Origin of the sequence: Pseudomonas palmensis (assembly GCF_049942755.1) — a bacterium.
Lineage (GTDB): Bacteria > Pseudomonadota > Gammaproteobacteria > Pseudomonadales > Pseudomonadaceae > Aquipseudomonas > Aquipseudomonas palmensis.
Genome location: NZ_CP187958.1, coordinates 4250130 through 4266343, shown reverse-complemented (window position 1 = coordinate 4266343; position 16214 = coordinate 4250130). Strand labels below are relative to the sequence as shown.

Annotated in this window: 11 protein-coding genes; 6 read left to right on the top strand and 5 right to left on the bottom strand. The window is 65.0% G+C overall.

Translation table 11 applies throughout. The annotated features are described in order from the left end of the window. The first annotated feature begins 4 nt into the window (after nt 1-4). Complete coding sequence (locus ACPRTJ_RS19735; protein ID WP_043861167.1) at nt 5-412, top strand: heme-binding protein; 408 nt, start codon at nt 5-7, stop codon at nt 410-412. 16 nt (nt 413-428) lie between these two features. Then, on the top strand, nt 429-2606 hold the full coding sequence (locus tag ACPRTJ_RS19730) for a malate synthase G (protein WP_274096715.1): 2178 nt from the start codon (nt 429-431) through the stop codon (nt 2604-2606). Between the two features lie 65 nt (nt 2607-2671). Here the strand turns inward: ACPRTJ_RS19730 and ACPRTJ_RS19725 are convergent, their stop codons facing one another. Together ACPRTJ_RS19725 and ACPRTJ_RS19720 are read right to left on the bottom strand one after the other, a co-directional pair. Beyond that, nucleotides 2672-3358 carry a lysophospholipid acyltransferase family protein gene (locus ACPRTJ_RS19725; RefSeq protein WP_177332951.1) on the bottom strand — a complete coding sequence of 229 codons (687 nt, stop codon included), beginning with the start codon at nt 3356-3358 and terminating at the stop codon, nt 2672-2674. 45 nt (nt 3359-3403) lie between these two features. Next, the gene (locus ACPRTJ_RS19720) at nt 3404-3988 is read right to left on the bottom strand and encodes an acyl-homoserine-lactone synthase (RefSeq protein WP_043861164.1); all 585 of its coding nucleotides are present in this window, start codon (nt 3986-3988) and stop codon (nt 3404-3406) included. 222 nt (nt 3989-4210) lie between these two features. Between ACPRTJ_RS19720 and ACPRTJ_RS19715 the strand changes: the two genes are divergently transcribed. Both ACPRTJ_RS19715 and ACPRTJ_RS19710 read left to right on the top strand, forming a co-directional pair. Then, nucleotides 4211-4924, top strand: coding sequence for a LuxR family transcriptional regulator (locus ACPRTJ_RS19715; protein ID WP_043861163.1), 714 nt, complete (start codon nt 4211-4213; stop codon nt 4922-4924). A gap of 136 nt (nt 4925-5060) precedes the next feature. Next, complete coding sequence (locus tag ACPRTJ_RS19710; protein ID WP_426427216.1) at nt 5061-6956, top strand: sigma-54-dependent Fis family transcriptional regulator; 1896 nt, start codon at nt 5061-5063, stop codon at nt 6954-6956. A gap of 59 nt (nt 6957-7015) precedes the next feature. On the opposite strand, the gene aldA is transcribed toward ACPRTJ_RS19710, so the two are convergent. Further along, a complete protein-coding gene (gene aldA, locus ACPRTJ_RS19705) occupies nt 7016-8449 on the bottom strand; it encodes an aldehyde dehydrogenase (protein ID WP_426427215.1) in 1434 nt (477 codons plus the stop codon). A 17-nt stretch (nt 8450-8466) separates the two neighbouring features. Next, nucleotides 8467-10623 carry a PQQ-dependent dehydrogenase, methanol/ethanol family gene (locus tag ACPRTJ_RS19700; RefSeq protein WP_426427214.1) on the bottom strand — a complete coding sequence of 719 codons (2157 nt, stop codon included), beginning with the start codon at nt 10621-10623 and terminating at the stop codon, nt 8467-8469. Between the two features lie 364 nt (nt 10624-10987). Between ACPRTJ_RS19700 and ACPRTJ_RS19695 the strand changes: the two genes are divergently transcribed. Beyond that, on the top strand, nt 10988-11824 hold the full coding sequence (locus ACPRTJ_RS19695) for a bifunctional allantoicase/(S)-ureidoglycine aminohydrolase (RefSeq protein ID WP_043861160.1): 837 nt from the start codon (nt 10988-10990) through the stop codon (nt 11822-11824). A gap of 66 nt (nt 11825-11890) precedes the next feature. On the opposite strand, the gene ACPRTJ_RS19690 is transcribed toward ACPRTJ_RS19695, so the two are convergent. Further along, nucleotides 11891-12772: a LysR substrate-binding domain-containing protein gene (locus tag ACPRTJ_RS19690; protein WP_426427213.1), complete on the bottom strand. Its 882-nt coding sequence runs from the start codon at nt 12770-12772 to the stop codon at nt 11891-11893. Nucleotides 12773-13041: 269 nt separating this feature from the next. Here ACPRTJ_RS19690 and ACPRTJ_RS19685 point away from each other — a divergent pair, with 269 nt between their 5' ends. After that, nucleotides 13042-16209, top strand: a complete 3168-nt coding sequence (locus tag ACPRTJ_RS19685) for a 3-keto-5-aminohexanoate cleavage protein (protein WP_426427212.1) — start codon at nt 13042-13044, stop codon at nt 16207-16209. Nucleotides 16210-16214: the final 5 nt, after the last annotated feature.

Below are 16214 nucleotides of genomic sequence, written 5' to 3'. Positions count from 1 at the left end.
TTTCATGCAAAGCAAACCCGTAATGACCCTGAGCGACGTGCAGCAGATTCTCGCCGCCGCCCGTGCCGAGGCCCAGGCCAACCAGTGGGCCGTGAGCATTGCCGTGGTCGACGACGGCGGCCACCCGCTGGGCTTCGAGCGCCTGGACGGCTGCGCGCCGGTGAGTGCCTACATCGCCACCGAAAAGGCCCGCAGCGCGGCGCTGGGCCGACGTGAAACCAAGCTGTACGAAGACATGATCAATGGCGGGCGCACGGCGTTCCTGTCGGTGCCGGTGATCAGCGGCACGCTCGAAGGCGGCGTGCCGGTGATCGTCGACGGCCAGGTGGTCGGCGCGGTGGGTGTGTCGGGGGTCAAGTCCGAACAGGACGCCCAGGTGGCCAAGGCCGGCGTTGCCGCCGTTAAAGACTGATCAGGAGCAACCGAACATGAACGACCGTATTCAGCGTCAACGCCTGCAGGTCGCGAGCGCCCTGCAGCACTTCATCGAAACCGAGGCCCTGCCCGGCACCGGTGTGCCGGAGGCCAACTTCTGGCAAGGCTTCGACGCCCTGGTGCACGACCTGGCGCCGAAGAACCGCGCCCTGCTCGCCGAACGCGACCGCCTGCAGGCCGCGCTGGACACCTGGCACCGCGCCCACCCGGGCCCGGTGGCCGACATGCCGGCCTACCGCGCCTTCCTGAGCGAGATCGGCTACCTGGTGCCGGTGCCTGAACAGGTGGCGGTGAGCACCTCCAACGTCGACAGCGAGCTGTGCGAACAGGCCGGCCCGCAGCTGGTGGTGCCGGTGATGAACGCGCGCTATGCGCTCAACGCCGCGAACGCACGCTGGGGCTCGCTGTATGACGCGCTGTATGGCACCGACGCGATCAGCGACGCCGACGGCGCCGAGGCTGGCGAGGGCTACAACCCGCGCCGTGGCCAGAAGGTCATCGCCTTTGCACGCAAGGCCCTGGACCAGGCTGCACCGCTGGCCGGCGGCTCGCACGCCGAGGCCAAGGCCTACCGCATCGAGGGCGGGCAACTGCGCGTCGAGCTCATCAGCGGCATGACCACCACACTCAAAGACCCCGCCAAGTTCGTCGGTTTCCAGGGCGATGCCGCCCAGCCGAACGCGGTGCTGCTGAAGAACAACGGCCTGCACCTGGAGATCCAGATCGACCCCACCAGCGCCATCGGCCAGACCGATGCGGCCGGGGTCAAGGACGTGCTGGTCGAAGCCGCCCTGAGCACCATCCTCGACTGCGAGGACTCGGTGGCCGCGGTGGATGCCGAAGACAAGACCCTGATCTACCGCAACCTGCTGGGCCTGATGAAAGGCGACCTGAGCGAAGCGATCAGCAAGGGCGGCAAGACCCGCGTGCGCCGCCTCAACCCGGACCGCGTCTACACCGCAGCCGATGGCGCAACGCTGACCCTGCATGGCCGTTCGCTGCTGTTCGTGCGCAACGTCGGCCACCTGATGACCAACCCGGCGATTCTCGATGGCGATGGCGCCGAGATTCCCGAGGGCATCATGGACGCGGTGCTCACCGGCCTGATCGCCATCCACGACCTGCAGCGGCGCGGCAACTCGCGCAGCGGCAGCGTGTACATCGTCAAGCCGAAGATGCACGGCCCTGCCGAAGTGGCGTTTGCCGCCGAACTGTTCGGGCGTGTCGAAGACCTGCTGGCGCTGCCGCGCAACACCCTGAAGATGGGCATCATGGACGAGGAGCGGCGCACCTCGGTGAACCTCAAGGCGTGCATCGGCGCAGCGCACGAGCGGGTGGTGTTCATCAACACGGGCTTTCTCGACCGTACCGGCGACGAGATGCACAGCGCCATGGAAGCCGGCCCGATGCTGCGCAAGGGCGACATGAAGTCCACGCCGTGGATCACCGCCTACGAGCGCAACAACGTGCTGGTGGGGCTGGCCTGCGGGCTCAAGGGGCGCGCGCAGATCGGCAAGGGCATGTGGGCCATGCCCGACCTGATGGCCGACATGCTGGTGCAGAAGATCGGCCACCCCAAGGCCGGTGCCACCACCGCATGGGTGCCCTCGCCCACGGCCGCCACGCTGCATGCGCTGCACTACCACCAGGTGGACGTGCAGGGGGTGCAGAGCGAATTGCAGCGCATCGACCTGGCCGGCGAGCGTGACAGCCTGCTCAACGACCTGCTGACCATTCCGGTATCGCCGCGTCCGAACTGGAGCGATGCGGAAAAACTGCAGGAGCTGGAGAACAACTGCCAGGGCATTCTCGGTTACGTGGTGCGCTGGGTGGAGCAAGGGGTCGGGTGCTCCAAGGTGCCGGACATCCACAACGTCGGCCTGATGGAAGACCGTGCGACCTTGCGTATATCCAGCCAGCACATTGCCAACTGGCTGCTGCATGGCACGGTGAGCGAGGCCAAGGTACGCGAGGTGCTCGAACGCATGGCGGTGGTGGTCGACCGGCAGAATGCCGGGGATGCGGCATACCGCCCGATGGCGCCGGACTTCGCCACCTCGATGGCGTTCCAGGCCGCCAGCGACCTGGTGTTCAAGGGGCGTGAGCAGCCGAGCGGGTATACCGAGCCGCTGCTGCATGCGTGGCGCTTGAGGTTCAAGGCGGCGAACTGACGGGCCTCTTCGCCCGCAAGGCTGGCTCCTGCAGGAACCAGCCTTGCGGGCGAAGGCCCCGGCAACTACACGATGGGCAACCCATTGTTGACCACTTCCCGCGTATACGACGCCAGCTGCTTGGCATCCATGCTGGCCACCAGGTCGGCCTCGATGGGCCGGTGCGCCACGATACTCACATCGGTGCAGCCCAGGGCGTTGTGGCGGATCCGGCGCACTGCCGGGCTGATGGTCACGGGGATGATGCCGATGCCCATTTCCTTGGCGATGCGAAATGCACCGGTCTTGAACGGCAGCACGCCCTGCCCGGTGTTGCGCGTGCCCTCGGGGAAGATCCAGAGCGATGTATTGCTGTCGGCCACGCGGGTGGCGATGCGCCGCAGGCTGGTGATCGACGCGCGCGGGTTGCTGCGGTCGATGAACAGGCTGCCGGTCAGCCAGTACAGCTGCCCGGCCAACGGCAGCCAGCGCAACGACTGCTTGCCCACGATCACCGTGCCTGGGCGCAGCGCCTGGGCCACGACAAATGCATCGTGGTTGCTCTGGTGGTTGGCCACATAGATGTAGGAGCGGTCGGGCGCGATGGCGTCGAAACCACCGACCTCGACGCGCACGCCAAAGATCCAGTTGATGGCCCTGTAGACCTTGCAGGCCAGGTAGAGGTTGTCCTGCTTGCGCGGATTGAGCAGCAGCACCAGGCACAGGAACGGAAACGTCACCACCACGAACAGCACGACCAACAGCCAACGCACACACGCAATCATTGCTTTACCACCTTCCCTCGACATGTTCACCCGTCACGCTGCCAGTTGCAGTGCGCGGGTCGTCTGGTCATCGATTTCGATCCAGAAGGCCAGCACCGGCTTGTCGTCAATCATCTGCGGACGCGCGATTCTTCGCGTGGTCACGCCCATGCGCTTGAGCAACCGCTCGTTACCCATTGCAGTAAAGGCAATCAGCCTGCGCGCCCCCTGGGCACGCGCCACATCGATCACCTTGCCGACCATCGCCACGGTATTCTGCCAAGCCTGTTCAGCCGACAGGTATTGGCCTTTGGGCGAACTCATGGCGAAGCGCGAGAGCTCCCATATGTCCTGCTGATAGGGGAGCGGCGCATCGCCAACCAGGTGCGGAAACACTTCTGCCAGCAAGTACGGGCGATGGGTGGGGATCAGGCGGGCACAACCGAAAATATTCTGTTGCTTGTCGCATGCCAGCACATACAGCGTATCGGGGCGGTCGAACTCATCCCACTCCTGGCCCTCGGGACACTGCAATGGCCAGCCCAGCTCCCTTACAAACACCTGGTAGCGGTACTCGGCCAGTGCGCTCGCCATGGTGCGCGGAAAGTCTTTGATGGTCCCGGTTACAGCAGTGAACATGAAAACGCCCCAACTCAAAGAGCTGGGAGTACAACAAACCCTCCGGGGCCTATATAGCTGCCCGAAAGGGCAGGTTTATTCGTAGGAAAAACCTGAAATACCAGCGCACTGATGGCCATTTGCTACAGAAGTTTTCCGCGAAAACTGTACCGTACGGTATAATTCCGGCCTGTTTGCACTCTCCATTGGCCGAGCACATTCCACCCATGAAAGGCACATTGCGTGAATGACTGGCGCGAGCACTTCATTGCCGTGGTGACGGGGTGCCGCAACGAAGGCGAGCTGTTCAGCGAGCTGACCCGTCTTACCCGCGAGCTGGACTTCGAGTTCTGTTCCTATGGGCTGAAGAATCCGCTGCCGATCGCCGCCCCGCAGTTCATCCTGCGCTCCAACTACCCCAGCGCCTGGGAAGCCAGGTACGTGGCCGAGGACTATTTTTCCTGCGACCCGACGGTGGCCCACGGGCTGACCCGCACCACGCCCCTGCAGTGGGCCGCCGCGCAACAGCAGCACCAGCAGGCATTCTGGGAAGAGGCGCGGCACTACAGCCTGGACCACGGCTGGTGCCTGTCGGTGCAGGGCGACTACGGCACCATCGGCCTGCTGTCCCTGTCCCGGCCGGATGACCCGATCTCCACACTTGAACTGGACGCCAAGGAAGCCAAGCTCATCTGGCTGTCGCAACTGGCGCACAGTGCCATGACCGGCTTCTTTGCCCAGACCCACCTGCCCGAGGCCCAGAAGGCCCTGACCGCACGGGAGAAAGAAGTGCTCAAATGGACCGCCGTGGGCAAGACCTACAGCGAGATCAGCATCATCCTCACCATCGACAGCCGCACGGTGAAGTTCCACCTGGTCAACGCCATGCGCAAGCTGCAGGCCAGCAACAAGGCCGAGGCGACGGTGAAGGCGATTCTGCTGGGGATGCTTTTCTAGGCCAGGGCTGCATCAATAGCTGAAAATTCCCGACACAGCGACTAAGGTAGGCACAGATCGGTGCCCGCCCCTGGCCCGAGACAACAAGATGACGGTGAGCCGCCCCTGCGCGCGCCACGGTCGACGGGAGCCCAGCATGCAGCATACCCAGACCAGCCCGAGCGATCTCGCGGCCTTCGTCGACGATCACTTCCCCGAGCGCGGCATCCGCCCCGACCCTGTCATTGCGCAGTCCTGGTACCGCAGCGTGGTCGAGCATCGCCTCGACCCCGGCGCCGCCGGGCGTACCCATGTGCTGGGCGCCGACGCCATCCGCCAGCATCAACAGCAGCACCAGCAATACCTGGCCATCGCCAGCCAGGGCGTCAGCGGCCTGGCCAGGCGCGTGGTGCCGGCCGGGTTCGCGGTGCTGCTCAGCGACGAACACGGCATCACCCTCGACACCCGCCTGCCCGAAGCCAGCCACATCTATACCCAGGCCGGGCTGGTGGTGGGCGCGCGCTGGGACGAGTCGATTGCCGGCACCAACGGCATCGGCACCACCCTGGCCGCCGCGCAGCCGCTGATCATCCACCGCGAAGAGCACTTTCTGGCCTCCAACTTTCGCCTGAGCTGCTCGGTGGCGCCGATCTTCGACGCCCAGGGCCTGCTGCGCGGCTGCCTGAACGCCACCTGCCTGAACAGCAACGGGCCCAAGGAGGCGCAGTACCTGACCCTGCAACTGGTGATCCTGTATGCGCGGCTGATCGAGAACGCGCACTTTCGCGAGTGCTACCGCGACCGCCTCACCCTGTCGCTCAAGCCCATCGACGACATAGCCGACCTGGCCAACGAGCAGTTGCTGGCGCTGGACGACAACGGCCGCATCATCGGCGCCAACCGCGCCACCTTCGTTGCCCACCAGCGCGATGCGGCGCCGCTGCTGGGTGCGCGCATCGACAGCCTGCTGCCAACCTCGATGGATGAACTGCTGCACCTGACCCAGGGCGGTGCACGCAGCGTGCGCCTGCGCGGGCAGCAGGACGACGCCTTGCTGGATGTGGGCCTGCGCATACCGTCGCAGCGCCACCGCCCTGCCCCGGCCAGACCGCCGGTGCGCAGCAGCCACCCCGACCTGCAGCAGCTGGCCGGCGGCGATGCGCGCCTGCAACAGGCGGTGCAGCGGGTGCGCAAGGTGCTCGACAAGGACCTGCCGATACTGATCACCGGCGAGACCGGCACCGGCAAGGAGGCATTCGCCCGCGCCATCCACCAGGCCAGTGCGCGGCGCGCCGGGCCGTTCATCGCGCTCAATTGCGCGGCGATTGCCGAGACGCTGATCGAGAGCGAGCTGTTCGGCTACCGCGGCGGCAGCTTCACCGGGGCCGACAAGAAGGGCATGAAGGGCAAGCTGGAACTGGCCGCCGGCGGCACGCTGTTTCTGGACGAGATCGGCGACATGCCGGCGCACCTGCAAACCCGTTTGCTGCGGGTGCTGGCCGAGCGCGAGATCTTCCCGATCGGCGCCCAGGCGCCGGTGGCGCTGGACGTGCAGGTGGTGTCGGCGACCCACCAGGACCTGCACGGGATGATTGGCGACAAGCGCTTTCGCGAGGACCTCTACTACCGCCTGGGCGGCATGAGCCTGGCGTTGCCGGCCTTGCGCGAACGCAGTGACCGGGGCGCGTTGATCGAGCAGTTACTGGCGGCGCAGAGCAGCGGCGTGCGGTTGACCGAACAGGCCCGCCAGTGCCTGCATGCCCATGCGTGGCCGGGCAACATTCGTCAGTTGCTCAATGCGTTGCGCTACGCGGTGGCGTTGGCCGAGGACGGGGTGATCGACGTGGATTGCCTGCCGGCGGAAGTGGTGCAGGTGGTGCGCGGCGAGCCGCTGCGCATCGACAGCCAGGACCCGGCCAGCGAGTTGCTGCAAAGGTTGCGGCGCCATCGCTGGAACATCAGTGCGGTGGCGGCTGAACTGGGGGTGGCGCGCTCGACGCTGTATCGGCAGATGAAGAAGTACGGGGTGGTGCAGCCCAATGATCGGTTGTGAACCCGTTCGCCGGCAAGGCCGGCTCCTGTAGGAGCCGGCCTTGCCGGCGAAGCGGTCAATCAGATCTGGATGTAGACCACATGGGTATGCGTGTACTCATACAACCCATGCTTGCCATCGGCCCCACCGATCCCCGACTTGCGCGTGCCGGCATGGAAGCCCTGCATGGCTTCGAAGTTCTCGCGGTTGATGTAGGTCTCGCCGAAATCCAGCGCGTTGCTGGCATGCATCGCTGCACTCAGGCTGCGCGTGTACAGCGATGAGGTCAGCCCGTATTCACTGTCGTTGGCCAGCGCAATCGCCTCGTCCAGGCTCTCCACGATCTGGATCGGCAACACCGGCCCGAAGATCTCCTTGCGCATGATCTCCATGTCGGCCGAGCAGCCGGCCAGCACCGTCGGCTGGTAGTGGAAGCCCTGCCCGCGATCGGCCACCGCGCCCCCGGTCACCAGCTGCGCGCCCTGCCCGGTGGCGGTGCGCACCATCTGCCCGACCTTGTCCAGGGCGGCCTGGTTGATCAGCGGGCCCATGTCCAGGTCCGCCTCGGCCAGCGGGTCACCATAACGGGTGGCGGCCATGGCGCTGGCCAGTTTGTCGGTGAACTCATCCGCCACCTCGCGCTGCACGTAAACCCGCTCGGCGCAGTTGCACACCTGCCCGGTGTTGATCACCCGCGACGCGGTGATCGACTTGACCGCCAGCTCCAGGTCCGCATCAGCCAGCACGATGGCCGGCGCCTTGCCGCCCAGCTCCAGGTTGAGCTTGGTGATGTTCGGCGCCGCCGCGGCCATGATCCGCGAGCCGGTGCCCACGCTGCCGGTGAAGCTGATCAGGTCGATGCCGGCGTGGCTGGTCAGGCGCTGGCCCACGGTCGCCCCGGTACCGCACACCACGTTGAACACGCCGCTGGGCAGGTCGGTCTCGGCCACCAGGCGGGCGAACTCGAAGCAGTTGATCGGTGTTTCTTCGCTGGGCTTGATCACGATGGTGTTGCCCGTGAGCAGGGCCGGCGCCATCTTGCGGGCGATCAGAAAGAACGGGAAGTTCCACGGCAGAATCCCGGCCACCACACCCAGCGGCTTGCGCAGCAGAAAGATGCTTTCACCGGCGCGGTCGCTGGTGAGCACCTCGCCTTCCAGGCGTCGCGCCCACTCGGCCATGTAGTCCAGGTAGTCGGCGGTGAAGTTGACTTCGACCAGGGCCAGGCCGAGCACCTTGCCCTGCTCGGCGGTGATGATGCGCGCCAGGCGCTCGGCGTTGTCGCGCACCTTGCTGGCGATCTTGCGCAGGTAGCCGGCGCGCTCAATGGCCGGGCGCGTGGCCCAGCCCTTCTGGGCCTTGCGCGCGGCGGCAATGGCCTGCTCCACCTGCGCGTCACTGGCCTGGGGCACGCGCCCCAGCAGTCGTCCATTGGCCGGGTTGTGCACCTCGATCTGCGCGTCGCTGTCGACGAACGCATTGGCGATGTAGTTCTGGTAGATGACGTCACTCATGGGTCAATGGCTCCTTTTCAATGGGATGACTTGGCGCTGAACTGCTTCCAGGTATCGCCTTCCTGATGAAGGTCGTGGGCGCGCTTGATCAGGTACTGGTGGATCTGGTCGACCTGCTCGGGGGTGAAGGCGTCGGCGAACGACGGCATGCCATCCGGCACGCGGCCACCGAAGAGGATGCCGAGGAACATCTGGTGCTTTTCCGGGGTGAGCTTGCGCAGGTCGGGCAGCACGCCGCCGCTGACCGCGTGGATACCGTGGCACTGCGAGCAGTAACCGTCGTACAGCTTGGCGCCCGCCTCGATCGATGCGGTGTCGTTGCTCAACGCGGGTGGTTTGGGGGTGTCCGGGCGTGGCGCCGGCTCTTGCAGCTTGGCGGTGCCGCCCAGCTTGTAGGTCAGCACCTGGGCGTACGGCTGCACGCCGGCCCGCAGCGACAGGGCCCCGGCAAAGGTGGAGAACGCGCCGCCCCAGCCGGCCATGAAGGTCACGTACTGCTCGCCATCCACGCTATAGGTGACGGGCGCGGCCATCACGCCGCTGGCAGCCGGTTGCTCCCAGAGTTTTTCGCCGGTGTCGGCGGCATAGGCGATCACCCGCCCGTCGGCGCTGCCCTCGAACACCAGGTTGCCCGCAGTACTCAAGGTGCCGCCGTTGAAGATGGTCACGTAGGGCACTTCCCAGGCGGCCTGCTGCTTGACCGGGTCCCAGGCGATCAGCTTGCCCGACCAGCTCTTGGCCATCTCCAGCAGGCCTTCGGCGCCTTCGGGCATCATCCCGGTGCGCAGGCCCAGCTGGTACATGCTCTTGAACGGGTTGCGCTTGGGCGCCTCGGGGATGTGCTCGTAGTAGGCCGACATGATGTGCGCCGGGATGTACACCAGCCCGGTGTCGGGGTTGTACGACATCGGCTGCCAGTCATGCGCGCCCCAGAACGCCGGGGTCACCAGGTTGCGCTTGCCGTTCTTCCAGTAGGCGGCGTTCTCTTCGTCCAGGATCGGCCGCCCGGTCTTCATGTCCATGCCCTTGGTCCAGCTCTGCGGCACGATGCCCTTGGCCGACAGCAGCTCGCCGGTGGCGCGGTCGATCACATAGAAGAAGCCGTTTTTCGGCGCCTGCATCAGCACCTTGCGCGGCTTGCCGTCGATGGGCAGCTCGGCCAGGATCATGTGCTGGGTGGCGGTGTAGTCCCAGGCATCGCCCGGGGTGGTCTGGTAGTGCCACACGTATTCGCCGGTGTCGGCATTGACCGCCACGATGGACGACAGGAACAGGTTGTCGCCCTTGGCCTGGCTACGCCATTTGGGGTCCCACAGCGAGCCGTTGCCCACGCCGATGTACAGCAGGTTCAGCTCCGGGTCGTAGGCGAACGAGTCCCAGGCGGTGCCGCCACCGCCCTGCTCCACATAGGCATCGCCGAACCAGGTCTTGGCGGCGATCTCCATGCCCTTGCCCTCGGGCGGCAGCTTGGGGTCGCCCGGCACGGTGTAGAAGCGCCACGCCTCCTTGCCGGTTTCGGCGTCGTAGGCGGTGACATAGCCCCGCACGCCGAACTCGGCGCCGCCGTTGCCGATCACCACCTTGCCGTTGACCACCCGAGGGGCGCCGGTGATGGTGTAGCTGCGCTTGTGGTCGGCGCGGGTGTCGACCGACCAGGCGCGCTGGCCGGTCTTGGCGTCGATGGCCTCCAGGCGCCCGTCGAGCACGCCCACGTAGACCTTGCCCTTCCACACCGCCACGCCACGGTTGACCGCGTCGCAACAGGCTTCGCCGGCGCGGTGGCGGTCCGATTGCGGGTCGTACTTCCAGATCAGCCTGCCGTCGCGCGCATCCAGCGCGTACACCACCGAGAACGGCCCGGTGGTGTACATCACCCCGTCGACCACGATGGGGGTGGCTTCCACGCCACGGTCCAGGTCCAGCTTGTAGCTCCAGGCCAGGCCCAGCCGGCCGACGTTCTGGTCGCTGATCTGCTTGAGCGGGCTGTAGCGCTGTTCGTCGTAGGTGCGCCCGGTGCTCATCCAGTTACCGGGCTCCTTGTCGGCGGCGATGATGCGCGCGCCATCGACGTTGGCCGGGATGTCCGCAGCCAGCGCCGGTGTACCCGCCAGGCTCAGCAGCACGGCAACGGCAAGGGATTTGAGGGGAAGCGAGGCGAGGCCAGTCTGTCTCATGGGAGTGTCCTGTTCTTATTAGTGGCGCAGTCTTCGCGCTGCGCCATCAGCTCATCGCAACCGCCATGCCAGCTGTGACATGAACCGCCACAACCGCTCTGGCACGCGGCTTTGCGCGCGCCGCACCGATGCCGCCCGCGCTGCAATCAACGCTACAGGTGTTGCATCACCCGCTACACAGGACGCACACCTGTAGCGCAGTGCTGGCCCGGCGCACGCCGCATTCACAAATCGAATGGCAGGGATTTCAACATTTAATTTGTGGATAGCTAAAGATGGTCATAACGTAGCGGTGCAATCCCTGAACGGGGCCGCCCGCCGCAGGCTGGCCCGGGGGACACAACAACAAACATCGAGACTGTCCATGTCCAGAACCACTTACTTCGCCCCCCACGGCGGGCACCCGGCTCAGACCGAGCTGCTGACAGACCGTGCCATGTTCACCGAAGCCTACGCGGTGATCCCCAAGGGCGTGATGCGTGACATCGTCACCAGCCACCTGCCCTTCTGGGACAAGATGCGCATGTGGGTCATCGCCCGCCCGCTGTCGGGTTTCGCCGAGACCTTCTCGCAGTACATCGTCGAAGTTGCCCCTGAAGGCGGCAGCGAGCGCCCGGAGCAGGACAAGAACGCCGAGGCGGTTCTGTTCGTGGTCGAAGGTGAAGTAGACATCACCCTGCAAGGCAAGCCGTACACCCTCAAGCCAGGCGGCTACGCGTTCATTCCGCCGGGCGCCGACTGGAGCCTGCGCAACAACAGCGCGGCCAACGTGACCTTCCACTGGATCCGCAAGCACTACCAGGAAGTCGAAGGCCTGGCGCACCCGGAAGCGTTCGTCACCAACGAACAGGACGTTACCCCGATCCCGATGCCGGGCACCGATGGCGCCTGGGTCACCACCCGCTTCGTCGACATGGCCGACATGCGCCACGACATGCACGTCAACATCGTGACCTTCCAGCCGGGCGGCACCATCCCGTTCGCTGAAACCCACGTGATGGAGCACGGCCTGTACGTGCTGGAAGGCAAGGCGGTGTACCGCCTGAACCAGGACTGGGTCGAAGTGGAAGCCGGCGACTTCATGTGGCTGCGCGCCTTCTGCCCGCAGGCCTGCTACTCGGGTGGCCCTGGCCCGTTCCGCTACCTGCTGTACAAGGATGTGAACCGCAACGTGAACCTGACGCTGAACCCAAAGCGTTAAGCAGGTAGCGATGCAGAAAGCCCGCCGTGACTGGCGGGCTTTTTTGTGGGGAAGTGACCCGCAGGCTCACACCGCCTGTGCTTCGAGCAGGCCGGTCAACACGCCCGCCAGCGCTCGTACCATCGGGTCGGCCGTCTGGCGATGCAGAATCAGAATCTCGTAGCTGTCGATCACCGGCAGGCCATCCGCCTCGCCGAGCACCCGGTGCTCGGCGGTGACGGCGCGTGGCGGCAGCAGGCTGATGCCCATGCCGTCGGCCACGGCGGCCTGAATGCCGCTGAGGCTGGAGCTGGTGAACGCGATGCGCCAGCGCCGGCCCAGGCTCTCTACTGAGCTGATGATTTCGTCGCGGTACAGCCCGCGTGGCGGAAAGGTCACCAGCGGGATCGGGTCCAGCGCCAGGGCCGGGTTGTGTGCGCTGTCGATCCAGCGCAATTGCTCCGGCCAGCTGGCCACCCCTTCGCGACCGTTGCGCCGCTGCTTGAGCAGCACCAGGTCGAGCTCGCCGTTGTCGTAGCTCTGGCTGAGGTCGCGGCACAGGCCGCTGGTGACTTCGAGCTTGACCTGCGGGTGCTTGCGGTTGAACGCCGACAGCGCGTTGGTGGTGCGCCCGCCAACGAAGTCTTCCGGGACGCCCAGGCGCAGGGTCACGCCGACCGTGGCGCCGGCCAGGGCTTCGAGCATCTGGTCGTTGAGGGCGAGCATGTGGCGGGCATAGCCGAGCAGGGTCTGGCCGGCGTCGGTGGGCAGCACCTCGCGATTGCCGCGCTCGAGCAGGCGGTGACCGACCATCTCCTCGAGGCGCCGGACCTTCTGGCTGATGGTCGACTGGGTGGAATGCAGGCGCGTGGCCGCTGTGGTGAAACTGCCGCAGTCGGCCACCACCACGATGGCGCGCAGCAGGTCGAGGTCGAACAGAGACCTATTCGGTTTCAGACTGAGGGTCATGCGTAGATTCGATTCATGAATGGTGCAAGGGTTCTACCATGCGCCCCCCGGCGCGGCAACCAGTGACATGAACCCGCAGGCACCGGCCCTGTCGGCGAAGTGGCCGTCTATCGTCGATAGAACCAACTGTTGATTGAATAGTTTAAATACATCCAAACGTTAAACCGATTACTACCCGATCAGGTAGTTACGCAGTGCGCGCCAGTGGGATCTAATTCATGTGCGTGGAGGGCCCAACGCACATTGAACCTGTTGAACACGGAGTGTTTATGTCGACCCGCATGTTTATCACCGCCGCACCGGTGGGTGCAGTGTCTCGTTTCGTCTCACCGAAAGAGCCGAAGTTTCTCGATAACTCGGAACTCGCCGCCCAGGACGACTCACTTGAAAGTGTATTGTTGAATGCAGGTTGGAAACGCGTTGCGGCGGGCGGCCTGCGCACCCGCGTCAACCCCGGCGCCGGTACCCGGGCGCTTGTGGCTGTCAGTGCAACAACCCTCGAATGGCTCGAATCAAGGAAGACCCAGCAGGACATCGTGTTCACTCTGACCGGCAGCGGCTGGCAGCTGGATAACGACGGCGCGCTGGTTCAGCATGATCCCCTGCACCAGGGCTACCTGCCGCCAAGCCTGGTCGAAGCGCTGCGCAGCGACTCCCCCGCAGCCTATGAAACCTTGATTTCACAGGGCTGGGAGGTCTGCGCAGCCGGTTACTGGAACCCCATGCGGGCCGCGTCACCGTACCTTCCCATTACCCCGGACGCCATTATCGAAGCCAGCGTGCACGCCGCCGCCGAAGGCGCGGCGATCCTCCACCTGCACACCCGCGACCTGTCCGACAGCCACACCCTGTCGATCCCCGGCAACACGCAGACCATCACCCTGGGGGCCCAGCAAAACCATATCGATGTCGACCAGTACAACCAGATAGTACCGGCACTGCATCAACGTATTCCTTCGGCCATCATCAACCTCTCGACCAGTGTACGCGGCGGTCGCAACTTCGAAAGCCCGATACGCCGGGCGCACTTGCATCACTATGGCCTGAATAAACGCGGGCCAGATGTAAGTTCATTCAGCCCCGGCCCGGTTATATTCCAGGCCGGTGGCGGTTATGAAAACTCACCCCAGTTTCTTGAACAGCAACTTGAACACTTGAACACCTGCGCCATTCGCCCGGAAGTTGAAGTGTTCAACAGTTCGATACTTGATAATGCACTCGGCCCGAACCTGCGCGGGCTGTCCCAGGCAGGCAACCCGATACTGTTCATGCTGGTCGCCGGCGTGGATCAGTTCCGCCGAGCCGAAGACGGCAGTGTCAGCGACGATTCGCTGATTCCGGTAGCCGACCGGGAAGCAGTCTATGGGCTGATCAAGCAGGACACCCCGGCGTCTCTGGCGCACGCCATCGAACTGGCGTCGTCGCGCTTGCAGCCGTTTGTGCAACGCATCCGCCGTGAAGTGCCCGACGCGGTCATTTCAATCCTGGCACCCGGGCCGATGCTGAGGATACTGGCGGAGGTGGCGCTGAGCCTGCGCCTGGACGGTGTACGAGTCGGCCTGGAAGATGCGTTGCATGTACCGGATACGCTGGCGCCCGGCGGCTCGCGCAAGGCCACCACCGCCGATCAGGTGCGCTACGTGCGCAAGCGGCTCGAAGCACTGGGCGTGAGCCTGCAAGACGCCGAGCAGACCCGCGACCGGCTGAACATGCCGCTGGACCAGGTGAGACTGTTTCGCGAGGCAGCGGCAACGCTGAAAAGCCTGGAACTGGAAGGCCCCCCCACGGCGCCACGCCCCATCGCCCGGGCACTGCTCGATGCGCTCCAACCCCTGCAGCAGCGCTACCTGGAACGTGAGGCGGCGTTCATCGGACATGTATCGGCACGCCTCGCCGAAACCCTGGCCGGGCAGGCACCCGTCAGCGCAGAACGCCTGGCCGAGGTGGCGATCGAGACCATTTTCGACAGCGGCCTGTACGTGCGCTACTTCATCGAAGAGCGTGACCGTTACCGCCTGCCGCTGAACCAGTTCGGCAAGCGCCTGTATGCCGTGCAGGCGCTCAACTTCATTCGTGAGTTGAACGACGAACACGGCGTGACGAACCTTGCCTGGGACCAGGCTCTGGACACCCTGGCGACGCAGGACCAGTTACCCCGCGACAGCTATCGAATCGTACCGCACCAGTACAAGGGCCAGGACCTGCGCTTTCTTGAATACCTGGCGTCGCTACCGTGTCGCTACAACAGCAGCAGAACCCTGGTGGTCAACACTGTACTGCGCACCGACCCCGACTACAGCATGACCATGGCCCTGCTGTTCGAAGGCATTCACCAACTGACCTCGCGCCTGCGCGGCGATTCGTCTGCCGAACGCAAGGCACACGGCACGCGGCTTTACCACGTGCAGGCGCAGGACGTGCAGGATGTGCACGCAACTGCCCTGCCCAACCCGATACGCCACTACCAATGGGCCGTACTGCCCAGCACACCCACCACCAATTACCCGCAAGGCATTGCCCTGGGCAAGGGCCTGGCTTCGACCTTCTCGAGTTTCCTGCAAGACATCGGGCAATCGTCGGTGGCGCTGCTGGGCATTGTGCATTCGGGCCTTGATGCCCAGGACAACCCGATCATCGAATCGGCCATGCTGCACAACCGGTTCATCCTCGGCACGCAGTGGCACAGCCAGGTCGTCAGCCACTCGGCACGCCTGATCTATGAGCAGGTGATACTGCCCCGCATCATTGCGCAACCCAACGCCCTCAGGTTCTGCCCCGATGGCCTGGTGGCCCGCGATGACAACGGGTTGCCACTGGACCACGCCGGACGCCCCGCCACCCGGCTTTCCTTCCAGGGCATCGAAGACCTTCAGCGCCTGCACTTCTGTGCCCACAGCTCTGGCGCCGCCACATTGCAGCAACTGGACAATGCCATGCGCGAGGACATGCAGCGCCTGGGCTACTCCGTTCTGGAACAGGAGGAAATATTCAACCGTGCGGTGGCCATTTCGTTCGGCTCCGCCACCGACATCGACACCACCCTGCAAGGCACGCCGGTCATCGATATCACCGCCTACAACGATATACGCAGCCTGGCCGGTACCACCACGCACGACTACATCCCGGCCAAGGCCTGCGCCAACACCGCGACCATCGCGCAGCTTCACGGCGGCGTGGCTGCACAGCACCGCTACGATCAGGCCAGCTGGGCGTTCTACAAGGAAGGCAAGGGACGCAAATTGCTGCGCCTCAAGGATGTGGTGCTGCGCCACGACCCGGTACGGGCCCATGACGGTCACTCGATCCGACGTTACCTGGAGGGTGCACCGGCCACCTTGCACGACCTGTTGAATATGTTCCTCGAGGCGCCGTTGAACATCCGCGCCGACATGCTCATGCGCGAGTTCTACGCCACTCAACAGACCACCCGTCACTGAAGGGA

Coding starts and splice junctions, on each gene's coding strand:
- ACPRTJ_RS19735 (WP_043861167.1), top strand. CDS start 5: ATGCAAAGCAAACCCGTAATGACCCTGAGCGACGTGCAGCAGATTCTC.
- ACPRTJ_RS19730 (WP_274096715.1), top strand. CDS start 429: ATGAACGACCGTATTCAGCGTCAACGCCTGCAGGTCGCGAGCGCCCTG.
- ACPRTJ_RS19720 (WP_043861164.1), bottom strand. CDS start 3,988: ATGTTCACTGCTGTAACCGGGACCATCAAAGACTTTCCGCGCACCATG.
- ACPRTJ_RS19710 (WP_426427216.1), top strand. CDS start 5,061: ATGCAGCATACCCAGACCAGCCCGAGCGATCTCGCGGCCTTCGTCGAC.
- aldA (WP_426427215.1), bottom strand. CDS start 8,449: ATGAGTGACGTCATCTACCAGAACTACATCGCCAATGCGTTCGTCGAC.
- ACPRTJ_RS19700 (WP_426427214.1), bottom strand. CDS start 10,623: ATGAGACAGACTGGCCTCGCCTCGCTTCCCCTCAAATCCCTTGCCGTT.
- ACPRTJ_RS19695 (WP_043861160.1), top strand. CDS start 10,988: ATGTCCAGAACCACTTACTTCGCCCCCCACGGCGGGCACCCGGCTCAG.
- ACPRTJ_RS19690 (WP_426427213.1), bottom strand. CDS start 12,772: ATGACCCTCAGTCTGAAACCGAATAGGTCTCTGTTCGACCTCGACCTG.
- ACPRTJ_RS19685 (WP_426427212.1), top strand. CDS start 13,042: ATGTCGACCCGCATGTTTATCACCGCCGCACCGGTGGGTGCAGTGTCT.